This is a genomic window from Streptomyces sp. JLBT605 (assembly GCF_058215555.1).
On record NZ_CM177087.1, the window covers coordinates 5,726,674 to 5,749,653 of the forward strand.

A 22,980-nucleotide genomic window follows, 5' to 3' on the forward strand; every position below is an offset into this window, starting at 1 on the left:
AGATCTCTCAGCTGGGGGTCAAGGGGTCGCAGGTTCAAATCCTGTCGTCCCGACGGTGCGACCAGCGGGTTTGTCGGCAACGGCAGGCCCGCTGGTTGCGTTCGTGTGACACGTGATGGCGGCGTGATGACGGGCCTGTCAAGGTGGTCGCGGAGCCGCGGCGGCGCCCCAGGTCAGGGGCGCCGCTGGTACGGGCCGTCGCAGGCAGGTGCAGGATGCACCGAGGTCTCAGGCCGCCCGTCCTCCTGATGCCTCGTCACCCGCAATGGCTGCATGCTTGCGGTCGGCATGCTCCAGGGCCTTGCTGATGGCGGTGACGGCATCGCGTGCTGCATGGGGCAGCAGGTGGCCGTAGAGGTTGACGGTGGTCGACAGCGTCGAGTGACGCAGTGTCTTGGAGACCACGGCGAGTGGGACCCGTGAGCTGATCATGATGGTGGCGGCGGTGTGCCGCAGGTCGTGCACGCCGATCCTGGGGAGACCGATCTCCGCAGCGCGCCGCCGCAGTTCCTCCAGAACGCGTTGCGGACGCAGCGGAGATCCATCGGGGCAGCAGAACACCAGACCCTCTAGCGGCGTGCCCTTGGGCTGGCCGGCCCGAGCGAGGTCGGCCTGGCGTTTGAGTGCGGCGACGACGCGGGGCGAGAGGCTGACCCAGTTCCGGCTGGCCTTGGTCTTGGGATGGCCGAGGAAGAGCTGGTTGTTGTTCACCGCGGTGAGGTTCCAGCGCACCAGCAGTGTCCTCTCGGCCAGGTGGACATCAGGCCAGTGCAGGCCGAGGGCTTCTCCGCGCCGCATGCCGGTGCCGAGCAGCAGCTCGAACAGGTCGGCCAACTGGTCGTCGTAGTGGGTGTGGTTGTGCCGTAGGAACGCTGCGGCCTGGGTGGGGTTCCAGCAGATCCGCTCTTGTGCGGTCGGGCGGGACAACAAGGCGTGCCGGCACGGGTTGTCGCGCAGCAGTCTCGTGCGCACGGCTGAACCGAGGGCGCTGGAGAAGGTGGCGCCGATCCGGTAGACCGTAGTGCGTCCGCGGCCGCGGGCGAGCTCGGCCTCGCTCCATGCGGTGATGTGGCGAGGCCGTAGGTCGGAGAGCACCATGCGCCCGAAGCCCGGGATCAGATCGTGGTGTACATGGTCGCGGTAGCGTACGAACGTGGTGGGTCTGAGTGTTTCCTCCTTGGTGCGGAGCCATTCGGCCAGGTAGACGGCGACAGTGAGGTCCGCTTCGCAGTTCAGGCCGGTGGCTTCTGATTCCAGGGCCCAATCGAGTGCCGCTTGTGCCGCCTTGCGGGTGCGGAATCCGCTGCGGCAGTGGGGTTTGCGTTTCCCGTCGGCGGATGTCAGGTCGACAGCGAAGGCCCAGGAGCCGTGTCGGGAAGGGCCCTTGAGCTTCGGGCAGCTGGCGCCGAACTGACGCCCGTCGGGGCGTCGGCAGCCGCAACGCTGGTAGAGACGGCCACGCTCAGGAGAACGAGGAGCCATGACGTTCACCTCCAGTGGGGGAGTGCGTTGGCTCCACCGTGAGGGCGCTGGGCCCTGGTATGTCAGCTGGCGGATCATGGCGTTCGCAGTGCGAGTGTCATCACCTCGCCATCACGTGGTGCTCCCCGGGACGGCTGAGCAGGAGCTACCCCTTTGGTGACGACGCCGTCGCCTTTGTGGGCTGTTGATGATGGTCATCTGGCTGTGGCAGCTGAGATGTGGTCGCAGAGTGGTCGCGCGGCGGGTATGCGGAGCGGGGGAGTGGTCGGCAGGGCTGCGCGGGTGAGGACTTGGTCGATGGTGTCGACGGCTTCGCCGGCTGCCTGGGCGGCGAGATCACTGACGTACAGCAGGAACGGCCCACCACTGGGCTCGGAGGAGTAACTCTCCCGCAAGCTCAGGCACTACGGGCTGGGTGGACTTGCCGGCCGTGGCACCTACCGTCTCGGCCTAGCTGCGGACTTCTCTGTCTGGATCCTGGCCGACCTCGTGGGCACCAGTGTCGACAACGACGCGCGGTGGACGACGTTCGCCCAGCGAAACTGCGCGGACTACATGGCCTGCCGGCAGGTGGAACAGCTAGTGCTCTGACCTCAAAGGTTGGCAGGGGTGATGGTCGAGGCGGGAGCCACAGAGACCTTTGGTTGCGAGAATTCGACGCAGCGTCAGGAAGGAATGGCTGAGCCCATGCGAGTGCGCTTGTAACGCGCGGGCGTGGTGCCCACGTGGCGCGTGAAGTGTCGGTTCAGGTGGGCTTGGTCGTGGAATCCCACGGTCGCGGCGACCTCGGCAGGCCGGTGGCCGTCGAGAAGTAGTCGACGTGCCTGATCGATGCGTCTGCCGGTGAGGTAGCTGTGTGGTGGCAGGCCGTATGTCTGCTTGAAGCAGCGGATCAGGTGTGTGGGGTGGGCATGCAGGATAGCGGCGGCCTCGCGCAGAGATATGCCGGGGTGTATCCGTGAGTCCAGTAGTTCCCGCAGCTTGGCGGCGAGCCGGTTTGCCTCACGCCCCGGTGCGCGGGGCTGGAGCGCCTCGAGGTGGAAGTGGAGCCGTTCACGGATGAACTTGAGGCGCGACTCGGCTTCGAACCCGTCGGCGTGGACGAGAGCGGCGTGCAGCTGGTGAATCCGGTGGCGCAGCAGCCCGTCGTTGACGACCGGCGTGTCAACCGCACGACCGGCCAAACGCTGCGGGAGTACGGAGTCGTCGAGGTAGAGATTGCGCTTACGGAAGCCTGACGCCGTGACGGTCCTGCCGTCGTGGGCGACACCAGGAGGCAGCAGGAGGACGCTGGCGGTGCCTGTCGCCCCATGGCGGCGGTGGTCGAGTGCGAAGTCGACCGAGCCGTCGTCGAGGATCATCAGGTCCCACGTGTCGTGGGTGTGGGCCGGGTACGCGTGGTCGGTGAAGTGTGCGTGGAAGACCTCGGCGATTCCTGGGACTGACGGCTTCCAGGCCCTGACGGACGTACGGGGTCGGTCTCCAGTCATGCCAGGAACGTACAAGATCGAAGCAGTCCGAGTGCGACAGGCTCGTGGCGCCGGTCGGAGGGGCTTTGAAGTCGCCCCCGGTTGACCAGCCTGGAGAAAGGATGCCTGGATGTCCAAGTCTGTTGTTCCTGTGAACCTCGCCGACAAGCTGGCGCAGTTCGGCGAGCTGTGGTCTCAGAAGAGAGTGGCTGTGCTCAATGACTACGAGGTCAAGCTGGCCAAACTGAAGGGGGAATTCGTCTGGCACACCCACGAGGACACCGATGAACTGTTCCTTGTCATCAGCGGGCGGCTCACCATCCAGCTCAGGGATGGCGATGTGGTGCTGGAACCTGGCGAGTTGTTCGTGGTTCCCCGCAGGGTTGAACACTGCCCCGTGGCGGACGAGGAGACCGCGATCCTGCTGTTCGAACCGGCGGGAACGGTGAACACCGGTGACGCAGGCGGGCCGTTGACCAAGGCGGCCGAGAACCTCAGCTGACATGGAGGAGGTGGCGCCAGGTTACGGCCTTGAGGGGACGTCCGCCCCAGCGGATGCCCTTCTCGCCGCGGATGTGGGCGCGTTCGCCCAGGCAGGCCAGACCGATCTCGTTGAACCGGTGGATCACCTCCCGCACCATGTCCTGGTCGGCCAGGACCAGCTGCGCGATCACCGGAACGCGGTTCCCGGCGGCGAACGCCAGCGCCGACATCGCGGGGGCGAAGGTGGGGCGTTCGACGGTGTGCCGGGCCCACTCCTGGTAGCTCTCGGGCCGCTGTTGCCATTCGTCGAAGGCGTCCTCGATGAGCTGGTGGGCGTCGTGCTCGTCGCCGAACCGGTCCGCTGCCGGGCCATGGTGCCGGGTGGCGAAGTGGCGGCGGGTGCTGAGCCGCGGCGTGTGGCGGAGGCGTCGATGACGGCATCAGAGATGAGGATGGCGGCGTGGAGCATTTCCACACCGGCCGCCACGCGCATGATCTGGTACTCCTCCCCCTTGGGGCCTGCGGCGTGCCAGCCGACGATGGCCATGAGGGGCCGGATGCGCTTTCCGCCAGCGCCGATGAATGCGGCGATGGCGTCGGTGAGGGGCCGCAGTTCCCTGGGTTCGCGTTTGGTACCCAGGAACGTGGTGAGCATGGTCGTGACCTGCGCGGTGAGTTTGCCCGGTTCGAGGGCCTGCGCCGAAGCGGTGGTCGACACGAGCGTGCTCCTTAGATGGGGCAGGAGTCTTCCGCCCGGTTGCCGCGCCTCCGGGCGTGGGGAGGGCATCGACGTGGCTGTTCCGGGCGGAAGACGTAAGGGGCCCGCTAGACGCGGTCGGCGACGATCAACAGGTACTGGGTTGCCTTCCGGCAGGATCGGCACGAGGCCGGTCGCGAGACCGGCGTTGGACTCGATGAAGCCGGTGGCCAGGGACGCGCCGTAGACGGCCGGGAAGAACAGGGACGCCGGCGTAGGCGTCGATCACGACCCAGACGGCGAGGGCGGCGCAGCCTACGGTCATACCGGCCGTGATGAGGTCCGTGGCGCCTTGGCTGGGGTTCGGGGTGCTCATGGCTTGCGCCCCTGGAAGAGGGCCTTGAGCGCGATGCCCGGGGCTATCAGGGCGGCCGGTGAGCGACACATGTGCTGCACGAGCGCGAAGGTCTTGTAGATGTCGTGGTGGCGCGGGAAGAGGTTGATGACGCGGCCGAGGTACCAGTGGGAGAGGCGCGGGATGAGGCGCCGTCCTTTGGTGTGCCAGGCCAGGTCGGAGCTGGTGGACATCATCCAGGGCAGGCGGATGATGTCCGCGCAGCGCTTTTGGTACTGGCGGCTGGTCTCGTCCTTTGCCAGGGAGGCGGCGAGGGCTTGGGCCTGGAGGGCGGCGACGGTGAGCCCTTGGGCGTAGATGGGGTTGAACAGGCACAGGGCGTCGCCCAGGGCGATGAGTCCGTCGGGCCAGTTGCGGGCCTTGTGGATCAGACGCCACCGGTTTCCCCTGTCGATGAAGCGCCGGGTGGGAATGGCGGGGGTGGTGTCGGCGACGAATGCGGTGATGTGCGGCAGTCCCAGGTCTTTGGTGTAGGCGAGGAACCCGTCGTCGTCGGTGGGCGGGAGGTTGCCGGCGGCTCCGAAGAGAATCGTCATCGAGCGGCCCTTTTCCAGCAGGACGATACCGCCACCGCGGGGCTGGGTGGGGGCGTACACGAGGATGCCCTCGACGGACAAGGTGGTGGCGGGCTGGGTGCTGTAGTTGCGGGTGGTGTAGGCGACTTCGGCGCTGACGGCGAGTTCCTTGACGCCGGTGATGCCGATGCGGTCGATCCACTTGGAGAACTGGTGGTCGCGTCCGGTGGCGACGCAGACGAGGTCGGCGGTGATCTGCTCGTCCTTGGCCTGGTGGCGTCCGTAGACGCCGTGCACGCGGCGCGGTACGCCTGTGCACTGGAGGCCGTCCACGGTGAAGCCGTAGCGGACGATGACGTTGGGGTGTTTGGTGACGCGGCGGCGAAGCTGCTGTTCGAGGTAGGGACGGGACATGGACTGCACGTGGATGCCGGTGGGGGCCAGAGGGGTCCAGCCGGACGGGAAGCGGAAGCGCATCCGTTCGCCGAAGTCGACGGTGGCGACTCCTTCGGCCTCCATGTCGGCGCGCAGGCCGGGGAAGAGCTCTTCGAGGGCCAGGGCGCCGCGCTCCAAGAGGTAGTGCGGGTGGTAGCCCTGGGGGGCGCCTTTGCGGGGCGTGTCCTGGTCCCCGATGTCGTCCCGGTCGATGAGGGTGACCTTGTCGTAGTGGTCGGCCAGGACGCGGGCGGCCAGGAGGCCGCTGTATCCGGCGCCGACTACCAGGGCGTGAGAGCGTCGCATGATCTGGTCCTCTCGTGGCGTCAGGGGGCGGTGGCGTAGCGGCGGCCGACGAGCCCGGCGTGCCATTCGTGGTTTCCGGTGACCCAGTTCATGAGACGTCCAGGAAGCGGGCGAGGACGCCGTCGGTGGGGGCGAGGATGCGGGCCTGCTCCTCGAACCTGTGCAGGAGCTCGTTGTGGATCTGCACGGCGCGGGCGAAGGCGTCGGTGATCGAGCTGCCTTCTTCGGCGGCTATCGCGGTGGGAAGGCTGTAGTGGAAACGCCCGCTGGCGAGTTCTTTGCGCAGGGAGTACAGGTCGTTGCAGGCGGTGGTGACGTTGCAGGCCAGGGCGGTGGCGTACCGCACGACTGGGTCGGCGAACACCTCCGCGGGCAGTTCGTAGCTGCCGATGGCATCGGTGATGGTCAGACAGGGGCGAAAGTTGTTGAACTGCCGCTGCACCAGGTATTCCCATACGGCTGGTGTGTGGAGGCAGGCGCCGTAGTCGCCTTCGCCGGTGTAGCCGAGGTGCAGGTTGCACATGTCCTGACGGAGCCGGTGGCGCTGTTGGGGTGACGATGGCGGAGAAGTGCTCCACGGCGGAGTGCAAGGTCTTCACCGGGGCGCAGTAGGTGAGGGTGCTCGTCCAGCCGGTGGGGTCGATGGCGGCTTGGGACAGGACGAGAAGGGCGCCGCGGCGGTCGTGGGTGCCGCCGTGCTCGGTTTCGCGGATGTAGTAGTCGCACGACGTTCTCCGCCAGGAGGAGCATGGCGGCGGCCAGAAGGTGTTCGGTACTGGCGGCGTCGGGGTGGTAGAGCATGGCGCCGCGGCCGGGGTCGGCGTCCAGGAAGGATTCCGTGACCCCCAGGTCGTCTTCGAGCCAGTGGAGGTGAGGGCTTCTTCGATCAGGGTGTCGACGATCCTGGATTCGGGTACGGTCTTGATCACCTGGCCGCGGACGAAAATCTGTCCTTTGTCGTTATCGGAGGACACGCCGATATCGGCTTCCCTCGCCTCCCCGGGCCGGTTGGCCACGCAGCTCATGACCGCGACCCTCAGCGGATGAGGGAACCCCTCGAACGCGGCCTCGTCTTGTCTGGCAAGCCGGTGGATGTCGACCTGTAGTCGGCCGCAGCCGGGGCAGGAGACCACTTCCAGCTTGCGAGGCCGCAGGCCCAGGGGGGCGAGGATCTGGATACCCGCCTTGACCTGTTCCACCGGGTCGTCGGAGATGGAGACGCGGATGGTGTCCCCGATTCCGGCGTTCAGCAGGATGGAGAAGGCGACGGCCGATTTGATGGCGCCCTGCATGGCCGGGCCGGCTTCGGTGACGCCCAGGTGCAGCGGGTAGGGGCAGGCTGTCGCAAGCAGGCGGTTGGCGTCGACCATGACCATGGGGTCGTGGTGCTTGACCGCGATCTTGAAGTCGGTGAATCCGTGCTCTTCGAAGAGACTCGCTTCCCACAGAGCGGACTCCACCAGGGCCGCCGGGCTTGGTTTCCCGTACTTCGCCAACAGCCTGTTGTTGAGTGATCCGGCGTTGACTCCGATCCGGAGGGGAACCCCGGCGGAGCCCGCAGCTTGTGCGATCCCTTTGACCCGGTCGTCGAAGCGTTTCATGTTGCCCGGGTTGACCCGGACGGCGGCACATCCGGCGTCGATGGCCTCGAAGACGTAACGGGGCTGGAAATGGACACCGGCGATGACCGGGATCGGCGACTTAGCGACGATCTTGGGGATGGCTTCGGCGTCATCGGCGGAGGAGACGGCGACACGAACGGGGAGTCCCGCTTCGGCGAGGGCGCGGGCCACGTGGGTGCCGTACCCGCCGGCTCGAGTGTTGTCCTCCACCGTGACCACGAGGCGGTGCTTGGCCGCCATGGAGGTGATCTCGGGAGCGACGGGGTAGATCCAGCGCGGGTCGGCGACCGTGAAGGTGATGTGCTGCTGGCCCAGGAGAGCGGCCGCCTTCAGCGTCTCGGAGCATAGGGGGCCGGTGGCGAGGACCAGGACGTCACAGCCGGTTTGGGCGAGGATGTCGGTGGTGCCGTGCCGTTCCCGCGCCTCGATCGGATCGGTGACGGAGGCTTTCGGGAAACGCAACGCGGCGGGTCCGTCGCTGTGATCGAGGGCTTCGGCCAGGAGTTGATCGAGCTGGACGGCGTCGCGAGGGGCGGCCACCCGCATACCGGGGACGGCGCCGAGGATGGTCAGGTCCCACATGCCGTGATGGGACAGTCCGTCGGGGCCGGTGACGCCGGAGCGGTCCAGGGCGAACGTGGCCGGCGCGCGGTACAGAGCCACGTCCGTGAGGACCTGATCGAAGGCGCGGCCGAGGAAGGTGGCGTAGACGGCGACCACGGGGTGCATGCCCGCGAGGGTGAGACCCGCCGCGGAGGTGACGGCGTGCTGTTCGACGATGCCGACGTCGAAGAACCGGTCAGGGTAATGCCTCGACGGGTTGGGGAATCCGGGGGAGCCAGTCGATGCCATCGGGTCTTCGGCGCGCAGAGCGGCAAGGTGGTCGGCGAGGCCGCCGATGGTGGGGGCGTAGGAGCGTTCGTTGCTCTCGATGATGTCGTGGACGGATTCGGCGTGCGACAGGTAGCCGGAGAGGCCGCCTTCCTGGCGCAGGGTGTCGAATGAGGATGCCCGGCCGGTGAGGATCTTGTGCACGTATGCCTGGTGGCCGGTGTCGAAGACGATCGTATCCGCCGGGGAGCTGAAGACGCGGCGCAGGGCGAGGGAGAGTTCGACCACGCCCATATTGGGGCCGAGGTGTCCGCCGGTCGCGGAGACGTTCTCGATCAGGAAGGCACGCACCTCGTCGGCGAGCCTGCCCAGGCCGTCGTCGGTGAGGGTGCCCAGGTGCTTGGGGGAAAGGACCGGGGACAGCAGCGGGTATTTCGTGGTTGTGGTGGTCACAGAGTGCCTCCCGGGCGGGACGGGAGATACCAACAAACCGTGCGAGTGCGGGCTGCGGTAGGGGAGGATCTTGATCAGGTTGTTGAACGTGTTGAACACGTATCGGCGGTAGGTGGCCTGGCGGTCCAGGGGCCAGGCCCGACGCCGGCGGAGATCCGCCTTATGGGTGAAGACTGCGGGAGTATGGGCGCGCCGACGACGGGAATACGGCCTTTAGACCCCCACTTAATAGCATTGTGACGGATCCTCATGATGTGGCGATGGTGCTACTCGTCGGCTTAGCCGCGGCACATGCCGAGGGCGGCATGGAGGAGTCCCGGCCGGCGGAGTCGCCTCAGGGCGACGCGGAGAACGGGACCGGGAACGGTACTACCGAGGCAGCGCGCGCAAACGTTCCCGCAAGGACTTGACCTGCCAGTCTTTCTGAAAGGGAGTGAGGCTGTGGGCCAGCTGGGGGAGAGCGCCGTGAACGGAACCGGCGGCGAGCTGCCCATGGTGCCGTAGCGCGTCGAAGGAGTGGTCCAGCGCCGCGTCGAGGTCGTGCAGGGCGAGCAGCGTGTGCGCGAGCTGGGCGTGCAGCAGCGTGCGGGCCTTGTGGTGTTCGACTGGGCGGCAGGCCAGGGAGCTTTGCAGCTCGGCGAGGGCGCCCTTGTGGTCGCCCAGGCATGAGAGCACTTCTGCCCGCTGGTAGCGCAGCGCGGTCTCCGGGTAGCTGGTGAAGGGGCCTTCGGGGGCGGTGGCCTGCGCCAGGTGCCGTTCCGCGGTCAGGAGGTCCGCGGTCGCGGAGCGTTCCTGGCCCGCGCCGGCGTGGGCGACGGCGCGGCCCGCGTGCACGAACGCACGGACAGCGCGGGGTACGGCGGACCCCGCGACCTCGATGGCGGCGTCGCCGAGGGCGACGGCCTGACAGTGGTCACCCAGGTGGTGTGCCTGAGTGCTCAGGCAGCGCAGGGTGATCGCGTAGGAGCCGCGGTCCCCGGCCGCGTGGGCGAGTTCCAGAGCGATGTAGTAGTAGTGCTGCGCCAGGACGGGGTGGCCGATCTCCGATGTCTGCCCGGCCAGCAGCAGAGTCAGGTGGGCGGCGCCGGTGAGGAGGGCACGCCGGACCTCCGGGTGCCCGGGTGCGCTGAGCAGCGGCACCACGTCCGCGGCGAGGTACCCCGCCAGCGCCGTCCTGCCGTGGGCACCGCCGTACATCTCCCCCTCCAGGGCGCTGCGGAAGGCCATGCCCTCCAGCCGTGCCGGGGCCGCGGCGGCGGCCCGCGGCATGCGAGGGTCGGCCGGAGGGAGTGACGGGGCCCGGCTCTCCCAGCCGCTGAACACCGGCGATGGGCCAGAGAGGACGAGGCTCGACCGCCGGGTGGGATCGGTCTCGGCGTGGCAGAGAGCGGACAGCCGGCGCACCGGATCGCCGTGCTGAGGAACCGGCGACCGCGCGGTCTCGACGCCCTCCGGTGCGGCGAATCCGATGTCCAGGGGCATCAGCAGGCGGCCTATGCGGCTGCCGAGCGCCTGGCCGACCAGGTCGATGACCGCGGGTCGGGGGCGCGCCCCGTTGAGCCAGCGGGCCACCGATGTCCGGTCGTAGCGCAGGCGCAGCCCGTGGGCCGCGCCCAGTGCGTTGACGGCGCGGGAGAGGTCCGCGGCGGTCCAGTCGGCCTCGGCCAACAGTGCCGCGAGCCTCCGGTTCGGACAGCGCGGGTGCGTCATGGTCTGTCTGCCTCGTTGACTGATCCGGCTTTCCGGATCGGAAATCGTTTCGGTGCCGCCAGAGACTTTCAACACGTTCACGCTTCTCGCCGCGGCCGGACGTTCCACCCCGGCTTGATTCATGGTTCCGTTGGTGGACGGCTGCTGGCTAGGGCTCAATGGTCCGCAAAGCGCCTTTGCGGCCACGCCTAGGCTGCCCTGGACCAATTCCAACGAAACCATCAGCACGCTGCGGCCGTACGCCAGGAATCCACCACGCGCAACAGCATTACCAGGAACGGACATCACTCCCCATGAACCCCTTACGCCTCTCTATAGCTCCAGCCCGCCTTCTCCGTTCGCCTCTGGCGCGAATGCCGAAATGAGACGGGATGACGCGGCTGAGGACGACGGGCCAGAACCCGAACCGCGTCACCGGGAGCACGAGGTGCCGCCAACACGCCGCCGTAACGAGAATCTGCGAGCCCTGCTGACGGAGGCCCGCTGGACGCAGGCCGCGCTGGCGCGCTCGGTCAACTCCCTCGCCGCGGAAATCGACCTCGCCCTGAACTACGACCGCACGGCCGTCGCCCACTGGCTCAGCGGTACGCAGCCGACGCCACCGGTACCAGAACTGGTCGCGGAGGCCCTGACCCGGCGCCTGGGTCGACCCATCTCCCCCACCTCCGCGGGGTTCGCCGGCGAACCGTCCGCCCCGTCGGGTGGCAGGCCACCCGCAGCCGGCACCCCCATCGAGCACACGCTCACCGACCTGTGCGGCATCGAGAGCGACCCCGCACGCCGGGCAGCCGCCCGGCTGCTGCCGTACCGGGCAGCGGAACTCGCACGTGTGACGGCCGGACCCACCGCGGATCGTCCCGTACCTCCGGCGCCGCGCAGGGCTCGCGACAGTGCGGACGATCTCGGCGTCGTCCGGCTCGCCGTGCGCTTCTACGCGGCCTCCTTCAACGCACACGGAGGGCGGCGTGCGCGCTCGGCGCTGGCCGCGTACCTGGCGGATGACATCGCTCCGCTGCTGCGGGGCCGCGATCCGCACCCCCGTCTGCTGGTGGAGGCATCCCGACTCTCGTTCCTGCTCGCCCGGATGTATCAGGACGCTTCCGCCCAAGGGCTCGCCCAGCGCCACTTCACCACCGCCCTACAGCTCGCCGACGCGTCCGGGGATCCGACGGCGCGCGCCGTCGTGCTGCGAGGACTGAGCGCCCAGGGGCTCGCGCTGGGCCACCGGCACACCGCCCTGCACGCCGCCGAGGCCGCCGCTTCCGTCCGTATGCCCGACGGCCCCGCCCGGGCGTTCGTCCTATCCCAACTCGCCGTGTCGCAAGCGGCCTGCGGCAACCACCGTGCGGCGCTGGCCTCCCTCGGCCGAGCCGAGTTCGCGCTGGAGAGGAGCGAGAGCGCCGGAACGACGGAGCCGTTCACCGCATACTCCCCCGCATCCCTCGAATTCCAGAGTGCCGAGACGTTCAGATACACCGGCGACATGCCGGCCGCACGCATCGCCTTAAGCAACTCGCTGGCGCGGCGAGTGGGCGACGACCACCGGGGGCTGGCACTGAGTCACGCCCAACTCGCGGAGATAATTGTCGGCCTCGGCCATGTGGAAGAAGCCTGCGCCTCCTGGAATTCCTTTCTCGACCACTACACGCAGTTGTGTTCCGGAACTGCGGATCTCGCTGTGAGCCGACTCCGGCAGCTGCTGACGCCCTTCCGCCGACTCCCCGCCGCGCACGACGTGCTGCGCCGTACATTCGCCATGACATCACCGTCACCACAGCCCTGCCCCCGTCCGCCGCCGGCGCCTTCACCTCTTCCCACACGTCCACGGGTGGCAGGCAGCGCCCCGACGGCGGCGGTGTCGGGGGTCTCCCCGCAGCGCGCCACCGCGCCCAGGGATCCAGGGCGGCAGGTGCGTGGGTGGATGGCTTCTGGTGCGGCGGTCCAGTGGTGTTGCCGCAGCGGGGGTGAGGCGTATGCCGCGAACACATAACACTCGTCTGCAGGCGCTGCTGCAGTCGGCCGACTGGGGTCCCAATCAGCTCGCCCGGGCACTGCGCGCGGTGGCCGCCGAGCAGGGCCTTGCGGTTGCATACGGCCACACCACGGTGCGGCGCTGGCTGGCAGGCACGCGCCCCAGACCGCCCGCCCCGGCGCTGCTGCTGGAATGTCTCTCCCGCCAATTGGGCAGGCCCATCACGGCGCACGAGGCTGGTTTCACCGATGCCCCCACTGCTGTTGTGGATTCCTCCTGGCAGGCCGAACCGGTCCATAAACTCACTCAGCTCACCCGTGCCGAACTCGACCCCGCCCATGCGACGCTGTTGGGCACTCGTGGCTTCAGCCTGGCCGCCCTGACCCTCCCCGACTGGACTACCCCCGTTGGCCGCCTTGGGCACCGACTGGGCACCGGACCCGAAGCGCCGTCTCCCGGGCCGGCCGAAGTGGACCGAATACGCGGCATGGCCGACCTGTTCCACAGCGCGGCCGAGGCATATGGAGGACAGGCTGCGCGCTCCGCGCTGGCCGCCTACCTCGCCCACAACGTCACCCCGCTACTGCATGCGCGGGTACGTTTCCACCGAGATTTGCTGTCCGCCACCGCTCAACTGACCCTGCTGCTCGCAAACATGTGCGTCGACAGCGGCCACGATCGCACCGCACAGTACTATCACCAGGTCGCAGCCCGTCTTGCCGCCGAGGCCGGCGATGCCGCCACACTGGCCATCACCCTGCGTGCCATGGCCACGCACGCCTATGACCTCGGCTACCACAGCACGGCTGTCCTCAACCTTGCCGACCAGGCCGCTGTCCAGGCCCTCCGTGCCGCACCCGCCGTCCAGGCTTATACCCAGGCCCATCTCGCGGTGGTGCAGGCCCACCACGACCGCTACGCTGCCCTGTCCGCCTTAGCCCGGGCAGAATCCTTATTCTCCCGGGCCGACGCGGCGCCTGGTCCCTTCACCGCTTACCCGCCCGGTGCCTTGCACTACCAGCGAGCTCAAACTCTCGCAGCCCTGGGCGACCCCGCGGGCGCCATCCGTGCCCTGGCCACTTCCCTGCGCCTGCGCACACCAGCCGAACACCGCGCCACCATTCTGACCCGGGCTCACCTTGCCGAAACCCACCTCCGCCTCGGGCACCTCGACCAAGCCCTCACCCACTGGCAGACATTCCTCACCTCCTATCCCACCATTCACTCCGCCCGCGCCGCCCGCCATCTCCACAGCATTCTGGCGCAATTGCGGCCATACCAGCGCCACCCTCAGGTCGCCGCACTCCTGGCCGAGGCGACGCCCCTTACCTGACACCCCGCCACCAGGCTGCACAGGTTCGGCCTTCCGTCGGCGTGAGGACGCAGCGACATCAAAAGGATCTCGCATCGTTACCTGACCTCCCCAAACATGCACATTGGCACCGGGACACGCCTAGTAAAGTGAGGACGGTTCGCCCTTGCCGGGCCGCAATCCCCCTTGGGCTGCACGAACTCGCCCGCCATCCCCTGCACGCAGAGCAAGAAGCTGACGAAAACGCCGAGAAGACGAGGGCTCCCCATTGGGGCAGGGGGTACTCATAGGCGCGGTTTCCACCTCCATCGAATGGTGGCCGTCACGATCAATCGCAGGAGATGTCACGACGGATGAACCAAGAGAGCGGACGTTTCGTTGACATGCGACAACCATACAAAACCGTTCGTTGCCAGTCCTCCTGAGTCAGTCGACCAAGGAGCGCCCTAGAAAATGCCCGGCGGCATTCGCTGCATGGCTGGGCCGCACCGGACAACGCCGCCAAGATTTCCCGGCTGCTGTCGCGGGCGGCGGAACTTATCGGGGTGATCGTGGCTCACCGATTCTGGAGCGAGCTCGATCCCTGCGATGCACCCGCAGCATGGGGGCGCACTCAATGGCAGCCGAGGGCCTTCCGACCCTGCAAGTGACGGAATCAACCCGGCAACAGCGTAAGGACGGCAACACCATTCGCACAGACTTGACCCGCGACTTTTCAGGGCGAAAGCTGCTCGCAGGCACGTCTACGAGGTGGGGCCTGTCCCGCCGGCTCACCGCCGGCGCCTTCACCGTGCGGCGCACCGAAGCCCTCCGGCCGCGCAGGCGCATTCGAGCGAGTCTGGAGGCTCGGTGACCTCGGCAGATGTGGCGGTGTGAATATCCGGTTGTGTCGTTGCTGATCTGTCGTCCCAGCAGCCAGGTCACTAGCGGCCCTGCCGTCGCCGTCGTCATCACGGCCACGACGATCACGAGCGAATGGAGCGCTTGGTGGAGGAAGCCCCAGTTGCAGGCCCAGGTTTGCTCGGGCCATGGGTTGATCTCGGTGCAGATTATCGCGAGGGGAGGGCCCGGGACGGCGCTCCTGGTTTGCGTCAGAGATGATCGGTCACGTGTGGCTGTCCGAAGAGACCGAGATCGCGACTCATGACTGCAGCACAGGCTCTCGCCACATCGAGGTCAGTTCAATTTCCTCGCTTATTTTGAGAGAGTCGATCACGGTGAATCCGAGCAGCGAATACATCTCTATATTCTGAGGTGTTGATGCGTTTAGATAGACGGGCATGCCGTGTTCTTTGAAATTGTACCGAAGGAGGCGAATGCCGACCGCTTCACTGCGGCATTCTGGTCGCACTGCTATAGCTTCCGCATGCCAATGAGGTGTGTCCATCGGGTGGTGCGGGGCTCGGCGTGCAGCGTTGAAATAGGTGAGCGCATTGTCGGCACACTCTGCACAGATATCCCGTACTTGTTGCTGCCCGACTGTGTTCCAGTGCTCCTCGGATGCGATTGCCGATGAGTTCCGTCCGATGAGTGTTCCTTTTCCGTCGACGATGTACGCGTCGCCGACCTCCACTGCCTCATCAACCATCCACCGGAACAGAGCTGGCGCCAGGTCGGCATATTGCTTTTTCGTCCTGAACATCCATGCGAAGAAGGGGTTCCCGGCGAATCCGTCAGTCAGAATATCTGCCATCTCGTCCAGGTCTGCTCGCGTCGCACGCCGCACCTGTGTTGATTCCATCCCGAGTCCCCTTTCATTATTGCCTGATTCTGCCTGCCGGCTTCGTGTGTACGGCAAGTTCCGCTACGCCTTTTCCTTGGAGGGGCGCGTCTATTCGGCCGGGTGTCGCGCTAGGCTGCTGTTTCTTGGCTCTCAAGTATTTCGATGAGATCCCCGACGGTCTCCTGCCGGAAGACTGCTTCGTCGTTGATTTCGATGTTCAGTTTCTCTCCGAGAGTGAGGATCATGCGAAGCAGAGTCAGGGAGTCGAAGCCTAGTTCGCGGAAAGACGCCTCGGGTCGCAGCTCATACTTTCCGATACCGAGCTTGGTTGCCATGATTTCCGCAACAGTTTCGGTGACTATTTGGTATACCGAGCCCATGGGTTGCTCTTTCGCGTGGGTTGAGTGGAGGCTTTCGTTGTCTCGAGATCGCTTCTTGGATGGGAATGGCCGGCCGTCCGGCGGGGCTCATGCCCGCGCGTCGCGGTTAAGAGATGCTGGTTAGAAGTCGCCATGAGGTCCGGGCGTAGGCGACCCATGTCGAAGAACAACGTGTCACGGAGGAGTCGAACACCCGGTGCGGCTCCAGGGCCGGCTCCACCACGCCCAGGTTCGGGCGGCACACGGCCAGCCAGGGTCCGCCAGGCATCCCAGCAGTGCATCCTCGGACGCTTTGGTGAGCGTCTTAGCGACTAGCGTCTGCGTCATCAGCTTTTTCGTCATCAGTTTTGTACCTTTCCCTCCGGCCAGCAGATACGTGCTGGATCCACCGGGTCTGCACGGGCGCAACTGTCCCGTGCGGACGGTCATCTCAGCGGCGGACGCCGACTTCGGTACTCCAGTGCAGTGCCGCGAATCCGATGTGTACAGAGGAGGGACATGCCGGATGCTGTGCACATCGCGCCACATTGCGCGTTTGTGAAAGACACCATGCGCGTAGCACCACAGGTGTTGTCATCTCTGATGCGATGCCGGCCGAGTGCGGGTAACACTGGGGTTGCCCTGTCCAGCCTGTTCTCCCGGTACTACAGGGGAGCTTCGAGAGCTTGTCGTCGGCGTCTTTCGTAGTGGATCTTCCATGCGACGGCTGGGTGGGCGCGGTGCCACAGAGACTGGGCGGCGATGACCGCGGGCAAGTGGTGGACGTGCCACCTGGTCTGGTGGAGCAGGCGGCGGATCTCCTCAGCGGTGTAGTCGATCAGCTCAGGACGCTGCCGCCTTCGGTGTTGTATCGGGTCAGTCAGCGGAAGGCGTCGAGCCGGGCTTCGCGCTCGCTCGACCAGCCCTTCTGCCCTCGATCTTCGCCAGCCGACGGCGATCTGGGCGAGCGTGTCGTGCCTGCGCAGGTACGTCAGGCCGACAAGCGCACGCTGGTGTGGTGGGAGCTTGCAGCGGCGGTCACCCTCGCGGGTGACGATGAGCATGGTGACCCACTCGACGAGTTCGTGAAGCAAGTCGAGTGCCGGCAGGATGGGCAACCAACAAGGCTCCTGTGCCGATGGGTTGAGACTTCGAATACCTCCCTCAACGGCACCGGAGCCTCGTGCGTTTCGTACACCCTCACAGTCACCCGATCAGTGCCGCGCTGAAAAGGCTCACTGACCTCCGTGATCGGTGTGCATCACCGCGCCGGCCAGACTCCTGCGGGCCCGATGGGCCGCTGCCAGGGCTTCGATGACGAGCTCGTATTGGGGGCCGCAGTTGCTGTGACTGGTGGTGGCAGGTCGGAGCCGCGTGAGCGGCACGGCAGTATCGGCGCGGTTTGCTTGCGCCGCTGGGGCGCAAGAACGGCTGGACACTGGCCGAGCAGGCCGGAGAGGTGTGCCCGGACGGTATACAGCGGTTGCTGAACCAGGCCGACTGGGACACGGACGCGGTGCGGGACGAGGTCCGCGGCTTCGTCGTGGAGCACCTCGGCGCCGAGGGACGGCGGGTTAGCCGTGGATGAGACCTGCTTCATCAAGAAGGGCACTCGCTCGGCAGGAGTGCAGCGGCAGTACACCGGCACCTCCGGGAAGATCGACAACTGTCGGCTAGGGGTGTTCCTCGCCTACGCCTCAGCCAAGGGACGAGCGTTGATCGACAGGGAGCTGTACCTGCCGACCCGCTGGATTGAGGACCCGGCCCGCCGGGCGGATGCCCGGGGCGGCGACGAGGTTGGCTTCGCCACCAAACCGGCCCTGGCGAGAACGAGGCTGGCCCGGGCCGTGGACGCCACGGTGCCCTTTCGGTGGGTGACCGGCGACGAGGTCTACGGCCAGGCTCCGGTGCTGCGCAGCTGGCTCGCCGAGATGCAGCTCAGCTACGTGCTGGCGATCGGCGCGAATACGCCTGGGCGATGGCCCCGCTGCCCGGCAACCGCGCGGACGCTTCGTAGACGCCCTGCTCATCCGCCGGCCCCTAGCCGACGGCGAGCGCGCCTACTACCGCACCCATGCGCCCGCCCATACCCCGCTGGCGGAGCTGGTCCGCGCCGCCGGAGCCCGCTGGGCGATCGAGCAAGCCTTCCAGGCCGCGAAGAACGAGGCCGGACTCGACCACTACCAAGTCCGCCGCTATCCGGCCTGATACCGACACATCACCCTGGCCATGGCGGCCGCCGCTCATCTGACCGCCCTCCGGGCCTCCATCTGCGAAACGGGGACACCCAGGCGACCTGATCCGAGTGAGCGCGAACGAGATCCGCCGCCTGCTGAGCAAACTCGTCCACACCGTCCGGCACGAAACCGAACACATTCTGCACTGGTCACTCTGGCGACGGCGCCACCAGCATCGTGCCCGCATCAGCCATTACCGACGATGAGGCCACCGACCCCCACAACTGCGGCTGCCGTACTCAGTGCGCATGTGATCAGCGATCGCCCACCCGGCCAGCCGACGTGAACACAGAGCAATGACGGTCGCGAGATAGCAGAACATTCCGCCGCCGATGCTCAGGTAGGTGATGTCGCCTACGTACTGCGTGTTCGCCTGCGTCGCGGTGAAGTCGCGGCCGATCAGGTCCGGGCCCTTCGCCGCGACCGTATCGGAGACGGTGGTGCGGTGCCGACGCCGCAGGCGGACTCCTTCGATCCCGATGCCCGCATAATCCCCGCGACCCGCTTGTGATCGACCACCAGGCCATCCTCGTCGCGGAGTTCGGCGGTGATCCTCGGCGCGCCGTAGGTGCCGTCGGACTCCTGGCGAGCCTTGCGTATCCGGGTTGCGAGCTCAGCCTCGGCCGCCTGGCGGGCCACGCGGGCCGCAGCGGTGCGGCGCCAGTATTAGAAGCTCGAGCGGGCGATCCCCAGCAGCGAGCACAACCGCGTGACGCCGAACTGGCGCTGGTGATCACCAACAAACTGACAGCGGTTCACCAGCGCGTCTCCCCGGCGAAATACCGCGCAGAATATCCCGTTCTTCCTCGAGCACGCGGACCCGCCTGCGCAACGCGGCAACTTCCGCCGAGCCCGGTGTCGGCGCGGCCACCTGGGACGTCGAGTGGGCATCGGGGCGCCGACCGTCGAGGGTCCGGATCCAGTTCCGCAGCGTCTCGGTGTTCACTCCAGCGACCGACTTGATCGTCGCTCCCGGTCGCGACCGGTACAACGCGACCGCGTCCGCCTCGGACTCGGCGGGGTAGTGCTTCATCCCCACAGGGACTCCGTTCTCCTTGACCATCCAAATCCAAGTCTCTCCGGCGTCCAAGATCCGGGGTCAGGGCCCGATATGGAAGATCCACTACGAAAGACGCCGACGACAAGCTCTCGAAGCTCCCCTGTAGTACCGGGAGAACAGGCTGGACAGGGCAACCCCAGTGTTACCCGCACTCGGCCGGCATCGCATCAGAGATGACAACACCTGTGGTGCTACGCGCATGGTGTCTTTCACAAACGCGCAATGTGGCGCGATGTGCACAGCATCCGGCATGTCCCTCCTCTGTACACATCGGATTCGCGGCACTGCACTGGAGTACCGAAGTCGGCGTCCGCCGCTGAGATGACCGTCCGCACGGGACAGTTGCGCCCGTGCAGACCCGGTGGATCCAGCACGTATCTGCTGGCCGGAGGGAAAGGTACAAAACTGATGACGAAAAAGCTGATGACGCAGACGCTAGTCGCTAAGACGCTCACCAAAGCGTCCGAGGATGCACTGCTGGGATGCCTGGCGGACCCTGGCTGGCCGTGTGCCGCCCGAACCTGGGCGTGGTGGAGCCGGCCCTGGAGCCGCACCGGGTGTTCGACTCCTCCGTGACACGTTGTTCTTCGACATGGGTCGCCTACGCCCGGACCTCATGGCGACTTCTAACCAGCATCTCTTAACCGCGACGCGCGGGCATGAGCCCCGCCGGACGGCCGGCCATTCCCATCCAAGAAGCGATCTCGAGACAACGAAAGCCTCCACTCAACCCACGCGAAAGAGCAACCCATGGGCTCGGTATACCAAATAGTCACCGAAACTGTTGCGGAAATCATGGCAACCAAGCTCGGTATCGGAAAGTATGAGCTGCGACCCGAGGCGTCTTTCCGCGAACTAGGCTTCGACTCCCTGACTCTGCTTCGCATGATCCTCACTCTCGGAGAGAAACTGAACATCGAAATCAACGACGAAGCAGTCTTCCGGCAGGAGACCGTCGGGGATCTCATCGAAATACTTGAGAGCCAAGAAACAGCAGCCTAGCGCGACACCCGGCCGAATAGACGCGCCCCTCCAAGGAAAAGGCGTAGCGGAACTTGCCGTACACACGAAGCCGGCAGGCAGAATCAGGCAATAATGAAAGGGGACTCGGGATGGAATCAACACAGGTGCGGCGTGCGACGCGAGCAGACCTGGACGAGATGGCAGATATTCTGACTGACGGATTCGCCGGGAACCCCTTCTTCGCATGGATGTTCAGGACGAAAAAGCAATATGCCGACCTGGCGCCAGCTCTGTTCCGGTGGATGGTTGATGAGGCAGTGGAGGTCGGCGACGCGTACATCGTCGACGGAAAAGGAACACTCATCGGACGGAACTCATCGGCAATCGCATCCGAGGAGCACTGGAACACAGTCGGGCAGCAACAAGTACGGGATATCTGTGCAGAGTGTGCCGACAATGCGCTCACCTATTTCAACGCTGCACGCCGAGCCCCGCACCACCCGATGGACACACCTCATTGGCATGCGGAAGCTATAGCAGTGCGACCAGAATGCCGCAGTGAAGCGGTCGGCATTCGCCTCCTTCGGTACAATTTCAAAGAACACGGCATGCCCGTCTATCTAGACTCATTATCACCTCGCAGTGCAGAGATGTATTCGCTGCTCGGATTCACCGTGATCGGCTCTCTCAAAATAAGCGAGGAAATTGAACTGACCTCGATGTGGCGAGAGCCTGTGCTGCAGTCATGAGTCGCGATCTCGGTCTCTTCGGACGCGAGTGGAGTGACGGATTGTTAGGCGAGTGAAATGTGGGCTAGGTGACGTACCTGATGGCCCGTGTTTGCGAGACACCCGTGTGTAGGACCTGAAAGCAGAAAGACCGTCTCTGGGAGTTCCCAAATGCTGCGTACTATGCTCAAGTCCAAGATTCACCGTGCCACCGTGACGGAGGCCGATCTCCACTACGTGGGTTCCGTCACCGTCGACCTGGAGCTGATGGAGGCCGCGGGCCTGCTCCCGGGAGAGCTTGTCCACGTCCTCGACATCGACAACGGGGCCAGGCTGGAGACGTACGTTATCGAGGGTGAACGTGGGTCCGGTGTCATCGGCATCAATGGCGCGGCCGCCCAACTCGTCCACCCCGGTGACCTCGTGATCCTCCTCAGCTACGCGCAGGTCGACGACGCTGAGGCGCGCGTCCTGGTGCCCCGGGTCGTGCACGTCGACGCGGCCAACCGCATAGTCGAACTCGGCTCGGACCCCTCAGGTCCCGTGCCCGGGAGCAACACGCAGAGCAGTCCCCACGCCGCCCCGGTGACTGCCCGCCCGGGACTGAAGCCCGGGGGCGCTGCCGGATCGAGGAGTGGGGCATAGATGCCATCGGAGTCGGCTATGCCGGCTGCTGGGCACGGTGCTGCGGGAAGCGGCGTCGCTACCAGGCTGCTGGCTGCCTTCACGGAGCATGCGGAGCGGATTGCTGTCGAGGTGCCTGCAGCGAAGGTGAAGCTGTCGTACAGGCAACTTCACCAAGAAGCACAGAGCTGGGCCAAGACATTAGGACCACCGAGCGCACCACTGGTTCTGTATCTGAACAAGGGAGCCGATTACTATCGATTGCTCTCGTGTGCCTTCTTGTACGGATACTCTCTATGCCTGGTGGATCGAGCTAAGCCACTCATGTTGCTTAAGAGGATTGTCGAACAATTCGATCGTCCATGCCTCGTCACCGATGATATAGCCACGGCCGAACACTTCGAGGCAGTCGGAGTAGCGACGCTGTGCCCGCCAGGAACGGGGTCCAGTTCTGAGGAGCGCGGCCGGCCCGCGCCACGCAGTGTAGAGCCCCGATATTTCATAAGCACGTCTGGTAGCACCGGCGTGCCACGACTGGTGGAAGTCCGGCAAGACGCAACTTCGGCGTTCGTAGCATGGTCGACACGCTTCTATCAGTGTAAACCCGGTTCACGATGGGCTCAGTTCACAAGCATCGGCTTCGACCTAAGTCTGGTCGACTTCCTTACCGTGCTCTGTAGTGGCGGGACGTTGGTCGCCGTGACAACGGCTCGGGAGCGGTTGCATCCAGGGGCCTTCGTGGCCGAGCACGCAATCACTCATTGGCACTCCGTGCCGACCATGATCCCGCACCTATTACGCGGTGGGGCAGACCTCAGCTCAGTGCAATGTTTTACCTTCTGCGGCGAGTCACTCCTGCGTATTTCTTGTGTACAGCTACGGGAACGCGCACCAGATGCGCGGATAGTCAACACGTACGGGCCGACTGAAGGCACGTTGTTCTGCTCATTCCATGAGGTCTCCGATACGGATATGAACTCCACTTCCCCGGTTGTGCCCATTGGTGCGCCGATCCCCGGATGGAGCTTCGCGTTCATCCCCGCCGAGTCCCATTATCGACTGGTCATCCTAAGTGAGCACTTGGCCGAGGGATATCTGAACCAAGAGAGCGGTAACTTCTCTACAGTGTCCATCGCCGGGCAAAGCCTTCGATCATTCGATACCGGCGACTATTTCAGCCTGGCGGAAGGCGCCGTGCGTTTCAGCCATCGCAAAGACGGCATGATCAAAGTGCACGGGAATCGCGTTGACGTCGGTGAAGTCGCAGATGCCTGCATAGCTTGTGGTGTGCAACAGCCAGTGCTGATTCTCGTCAATAAGGAGTTGGTGTTGTTCTTTGACGACCCTGAATGCAGCATTGATCGTCAGGACCTGCTCCGCTGCTTGTTGCAACGGCTCCCGTCCTATGCGGTTCCCTCCAAGTTCACCGCAATGATGGAGATGCCTCGTACAGCCAACGGAAAAATCGACCGCAATGCTCTCGCTGAGCGGCAGGACATATGAGTGAACGGCGTTGTCATCGCCGCGTGACTATTCAGGATGGTTGATCACGCGATGAGTGGAGCGAGTCCACGCGGGGATGGC

18 protein-coding genes and 5 pseudogenes are annotated in these 22,980 nt (G+C 65.7%); 8 read left to right on the top strand and 15 right to left on the bottom strand.

What is annotated here, in order from left to right; genetic code table 11:
* Positions 1 to 228: 228 nt before the first annotated feature.
* Positions 229 to 1,482, bottom strand: a complete 1,254-nt coding sequence (locus AC4BDD_RS25115) for a site-specific integrase (protein ID WP_490687726.1) — start codon at positions 1,480 to 1,482, stop codon at positions 229 to 231.
* A gap of 665 nt (positions 1,483 to 2,147) precedes the next feature.
* Positions 2,148 to 2,972, bottom strand: a complete 825-nt coding sequence (locus AC4BDD_RS25120) for a helix-turn-helix transcriptional regulator (protein ID WP_490687727.1) — start codon at positions 2,970 to 2,972, stop codon at positions 2,148 to 2,150.
* A 109-nt stretch (positions 2,973 to 3,081) separates the two neighbouring features.
* Here AC4BDD_RS25120 and AC4BDD_RS25125 point away from each other — a divergent pair, with 109 nt between their 5' ends.
* Positions 3,082 to 3,453, top strand: coding sequence for a cupin domain-containing protein (locus AC4BDD_RS25125; RefSeq protein ID WP_490687728.1), 372 nt, complete (start codon positions 3,082 to 3,084; stop codon positions 3,451 to 3,453).
* Between the two features lie 34 nt (positions 3,454 to 3,487).
* Here the strand turns inward: AC4BDD_RS25125 and AC4BDD_RS25130 are convergent.
* The 7 genes and pseudogenes from AC4BDD_RS25130 to AC4BDD_RS25160 all read right to left on the bottom strand — a co-directional run.
* A pseudogene (locus AC4BDD_RS25130) lies at positions 3,488 to 3,667 on the bottom strand (hypothetical protein); the annotation flags it as partial.
* Positions 3,622 to 4,221, bottom strand: a complete 600-nt coding sequence (locus tag AC4BDD_RS25135; protein WP_490687729.1) for a polyprenyl synthetase family protein — start codon at positions 4,219 to 4,221, stop codon at positions 3,622 to 3,624. The pseudogene AC4BDD_RS25130 and the gene AC4BDD_RS25135, both read right to left, overlap by 46 nt.
* Before the next feature lie 282 nt (positions 4,222 to 4,503).
* Positions 4,504 to 5,802 carry an FAD-dependent oxidoreductase gene (locus AC4BDD_RS25140; RefSeq protein ID WP_490687730.1) on the bottom strand — a complete coding sequence of 433 codons (1,299 nt, stop codon included), beginning with the start codon at positions 5,800 to 5,802 and terminating at the stop codon, positions 4,504 to 4,506.
* A gap of 88 nt (positions 5,803 to 5,890) precedes the next feature.
* The gene (locus AC4BDD_RS25145) at positions 5,891 to 6,325 is read right to left on the bottom strand and encodes a terpene synthase family protein (protein ID WP_490691929.1); all 435 of its coding nucleotides are present in this window, start codon (positions 6,323 to 6,325) and stop codon (positions 5,891 to 5,893) included.
* A gap of 349 nt (positions 6,326 to 6,674) precedes the next feature.
* A pseudogene (ispG, locus tag AC4BDD_RS25150) lies at positions 6,675 to 7,886 on the bottom strand (flavodoxin-dependent (E)-4-hydroxy-3-methylbut-2-enyl-diphosphate synthase); the annotation flags it as partial.
* Positions 7,887 to 7,922: 36 nt separating this feature from the next.
* Positions 7,923 to 8,807, bottom strand: a pseudogene (locus tag AC4BDD_RS25155) (1-deoxy-D-xylulose-5-phosphate synthase N-terminal domain-containing protein); the annotation flags it as partial.
* A 270-nt stretch (positions 8,808 to 9,077) separates the two neighbouring features.
* On the bottom strand, positions 9,078 to 10,376 hold the full coding sequence (locus AC4BDD_RS25160) for an NsdA family TPR-like regulatory protein (RefSeq protein WP_490687731.1): 1,299 nt from the start codon (positions 10,374 to 10,376) through the stop codon (positions 9,078 to 9,080).
* A gap of 469 nt (positions 10,377 to 10,845) precedes the next feature.
* Here AC4BDD_RS25160 and AC4BDD_RS25165 point away from each other — a divergent pair, with 469 nt between their 5' ends.
* Positions 10,846 to 12,408: an NsdA family TPR-like regulatory protein gene (locus AC4BDD_RS25165; protein WP_490687732.1), complete on the top strand. Its 1,563-nt coding sequence runs from the start codon at positions 10,846 to 10,848 to the stop codon at positions 12,406 to 12,408.
* On the top strand, positions 12,392 to 13,723 hold the full coding sequence (locus AC4BDD_RS25170; RefSeq protein WP_490687733.1) for a tetratricopeptide repeat protein: 1,332 nt from the start codon (positions 12,392 to 12,394) through the stop codon (positions 13,721 to 13,723). Before AC4BDD_RS25165 ends, AC4BDD_RS25170 begins: the two co-directional genes overlap by 17 nt.
* A gap of 1,120 nt (positions 13,724 to 14,843) precedes the next feature.
* Here AC4BDD_RS25170 and AC4BDD_RS25175 read toward each other — a convergent pair.
* The 3 genes and pseudogenes from AC4BDD_RS25175 to AC4BDD_RS25185 all read right to left on the bottom strand — a co-directional run.
* Positions 14,844 to 15,443 carry an N-acetyltransferase gene (locus tag AC4BDD_RS25175; protein ID WP_490687734.1) on the bottom strand — a complete coding sequence of 200 codons (600 nt, stop codon included), beginning with the start codon at positions 15,441 to 15,443 and terminating at the stop codon, positions 14,844 to 14,846.
* A 110-nt stretch (positions 15,444 to 15,553) separates the two neighbouring features.
* Positions 15,554 to 15,805 (bottom strand): acyl carrier protein, encoded by a 252-nt coding sequence (locus AC4BDD_RS25180; RefSeq protein WP_490687735.1) that lies wholly within the window; start codon positions 15,803 to 15,805, stop codon positions 15,554 to 15,556.
* A gap of 923 nt (positions 15,806 to 16,728) precedes the next feature.
* Positions 16,729 to 16,906: pseudogene (locus AC4BDD_RS25185) on the bottom strand (transposase family protein); the annotation flags it as partial.
* 239 nt (positions 16,907 to 17,145) lie between these two features.
* On the opposite strand from AC4BDD_RS25185, the pseudogene AC4BDD_RS25190 reads away from it, so the two are divergent.
* Positions 17,146 to 17,989 (top strand): annotated as a pseudogene (locus AC4BDD_RS25190) (IS701 family transposase); the annotation flags it as partial.
* 225 nt (positions 17,990 to 18,214) lie between these two features.
* Here AC4BDD_RS25190 and AC4BDD_RS25195 read toward each other — a convergent pair.
* From AC4BDD_RS25195 to AC4BDD_RS25205, 3 genes are all read right to left on the bottom strand, one after another.
* Positions 18,215 to 18,343 (bottom strand): hypothetical protein, encoded by a 129-nt coding sequence (locus tag AC4BDD_RS25195; protein ID WP_490687736.1) that lies wholly within the window; start codon positions 18,341 to 18,343, stop codon positions 18,215 to 18,217.
* A gap of 77 nt (positions 18,344 to 18,420) precedes the next feature.
* Entirely contained in the window at positions 18,421 to 18,660 is a 240-nt protein-coding gene (locus AC4BDD_RS25200; RefSeq protein ID WP_490687737.1) for an IS3 family transposase, read from the bottom strand.
* Between the two features lie 94 nt (positions 18,661 to 18,754).
* The gene (locus tag AC4BDD_RS25205; RefSeq protein ID WP_490687738.1) at positions 18,755 to 19,054 is read right to left on the bottom strand and encodes a transposase; all 300 of its coding nucleotides are present in this window, start codon (positions 19,052 to 19,054) and stop codon (positions 18,755 to 18,757) included.
* 777 nt (positions 19,055 to 19,831) lie between these two features.
* Here AC4BDD_RS25205 and AC4BDD_RS25210 point away from each other — a divergent pair.
* From AC4BDD_RS25210 to AC4BDD_RS25225, 4 genes are all read left to right on the top strand, one after another.
* Positions 19,832 to 20,083 carry an acyl carrier protein gene (locus AC4BDD_RS25210; protein ID WP_490687735.1) on the top strand — a complete coding sequence of 84 codons (252 nt, stop codon included), beginning with the start codon at positions 19,832 to 19,834 and terminating at the stop codon, positions 20,081 to 20,083.
* Positions 20,084 to 20,193: 110 nt separating this feature from the next.
* Complete coding sequence (locus AC4BDD_RS25215; RefSeq protein WP_490687739.1) at positions 20,194 to 20,793, top strand: hypothetical protein; 600 nt, start codon at positions 20,194 to 20,196, stop codon at positions 20,791 to 20,793.
* Between the two features lie 150 nt (positions 20,794 to 20,943).
* Positions 20,944 to 21,417: an aspartate 1-decarboxylase gene (gene panD / locus AC4BDD_RS25220; RefSeq protein WP_490687740.1), complete on the top strand. Its 474-nt coding sequence runs from the start codon at positions 20,944 to 20,946 to the stop codon at positions 21,415 to 21,417.
* Between the two features lie 18 nt (positions 21,418 to 21,435).
* On the top strand, positions 21,436 to 22,899 hold the full coding sequence (locus AC4BDD_RS25225; RefSeq protein ID WP_490691930.1) for an AMP-binding protein: 1,464 nt from the start codon (positions 21,436 to 21,438) through the stop codon (positions 22,897 to 22,899).
* Positions 22,900 to 22,980: the final 81 nt, after the last annotated feature.